Genomic DNA, 1,618 nt, shown 5'->3' on the forward strand with positions numbered 1-1,618 from the left:
CGGTCAAGCCCCCGGAAGTGGTGTAACGGCTGATCTTTCGAGTTGTACTGGTTAGAAGGGTTGTGTTCCGGGCTGGTCAGTGGCGGGTTCGCTGGTTTCGGGTTGCCAGCGGCCGATGTCGTCGGGCCAGGCTGCGGGACGGCCGTGGCGGTCCCAGAAGCCGGTCTCGGTGCCGGTGGCGGCCAGGGCGGCGTTGAGCTTCTCGCGTTCGGCGGGGGTGGGGATGGTGTGGTCGCCTGTCACGTCGGTCATGCTGAGGTCTCCAGTTGGGGCAGGTCCGCGCTCGTCGTGGTGGTTCTGGCGGTCTCGCGGGCCTTGGCGAGGATGTCGAGGGCGAAGTAGCGGCGGCCTTCGGTCCATTCGTCGTGTTGTTCGGCGAGGACGGCACCGACGAGGCGGATGATGGCGTCGCGGTCGGGGAAGATCCCGACGACGTCGGTGCGGCGGCGGATCTCCTTGTTGAGTCGTTCGTTGGGGTTGTTCGACCAGATCTGGCGCCAGATCTGTTGCGGGAAGCCGGTGAAGGCGAGCAGGTCGGCGCGGGCGTCGTCGAGGTGGGCGGCCACCGCCGGCAGCGACCTGCTGACCGAGTCGAGGAGTTTGTCGAACTGGGCGTGGACCGCAATGGCGTCGACCTGGTCGTAGACCGAGTGCAGCACGGTCTTGACCGCCGGCCACGCGGACTTCGGACACACTGCCATCAGGTTCGCGGCGTAGTGCGTGCGGCACCTCTGCCAGGACGCGCCGGGCAGGTTCGCGGCGATCGCGTCGACCAGGCCGGCGTGGGCGTCGCTGGTGACCAGCAGGGTGCCGGTCAGGCCGCGGGCGACCATGTCGGCGAAGAACGCGTTCCATGCCTGCTTGGTCTCGCTGGTGGCGACCTTGACGCCGAGGACCTCGCGGTGGCCGTCGGCGTTGACACCGGTCGCGACCAGCACGACCGCGTTGACGACTCGGCCCTGCTCGCGGACCTTCATGGTCAGCGCGTCGGCGGCCACGAACGTGAACGGCCCTGACTCGCCCAGCGGCCGGGTGCGGAACGCCGCGACCTGGGCGTCCAGGTCGGCGGCCATCCGCGAGACCTGTGACTTGGACAGGCTGGTGATGCCCAGCGACTGTACGAGTTTGTCCATGCGCCGGGTGGAGACGCCGAGCAGGTAGCAGGTCGCGACCACGCTGACCAGCGCGGCCTCGGCCCGCTTGCGCCGTTCGAGCAGCCACTCGGGGAAGTAGGAGCCCGACCGCAGTTTCGGGATGGCCACGTCGATGGTGCCGATGCGGGTGTCGAGCTCGCGGTGCCGGTAGCCGTTGCGGGAGTTGACCCGTTCCGGCGAGGCGATGCCGTACTCGGCGCCGCAGACCGCGTCGGCCTCCGCCGACAGCAGAGAGTTGATCACCGTGGACAGCAGGTGCCGCATCAGATCCGGCGACGCGTCGGTCAGTGCCTGGCCCAGCAGGCCGGCAGGGTCGATGATGTGAGGTGCGGTCATCGCGGTAGTCCCTTTCGAGAGTGCTGTGGAAGGTTCACTCGAAAGATCACGCGATGGCCGCGCTCTATGCCGGACGGGCTGTCCGGCAATCACGCCAACCGCGTTACACCACTATCAGGGACGCCACT

The 1,618-nt window shown here is 68.2% G+C and carries 2 protein-coding genes; both read right to left on the minus strand.

What is annotated here, in order from left to right; genetic code table 11:
- Positions 1–51 precede the first annotated feature (51 nt).
- Complete coding sequence (locus DLJ47_RS05660) at positions 52–252, minus strand: hypothetical protein (protein WP_109899031.1); 201 nt, start codon at positions 250–252, stop codon at positions 52–54.
- Positions 249–1,490, minus strand: coding sequence for an IS256 family transposase (locus tag DLJ47_RS05665; RefSeq protein WP_109899032.1), 1,242 nt, complete (start codon positions 1,488–1,490; stop codon positions 249–251). The genes DLJ47_RS05660 and DLJ47_RS05665 overlap by 4 nt, the downstream gene beginning before the upstream one ends.
- Positions 1,491–1,618: the final 128 nt, after the last annotated feature.

The sequence above is a fragment of the Micromonospora sp. S4605 genome (genome assembly GCF_003176715.1).
GTDB classification, from domain to species: Bacteria; Actinomycetota; Actinomycetes; order Mycobacteriales; family Micromonosporaceae; genus Micromonospora; species Micromonospora echinaurantiaca.

Bases quoted from the DNA above. Each gene is read 5' to 3' on its own strand.
- DLJ47_RS05660 (WP_109899031.1), bottom strand. From the start codon at position 252: ATGACCGACGTGACAGGCGACCACACCATCCCCACCCCCGCCGAACGC.
- DLJ47_RS05665 (WP_109899032.1), bottom strand. From the start codon at position 1,490: ATGACCGCACCTCACATCATCGACCCTGCCGGCCTGCTGGGCCAGGCA.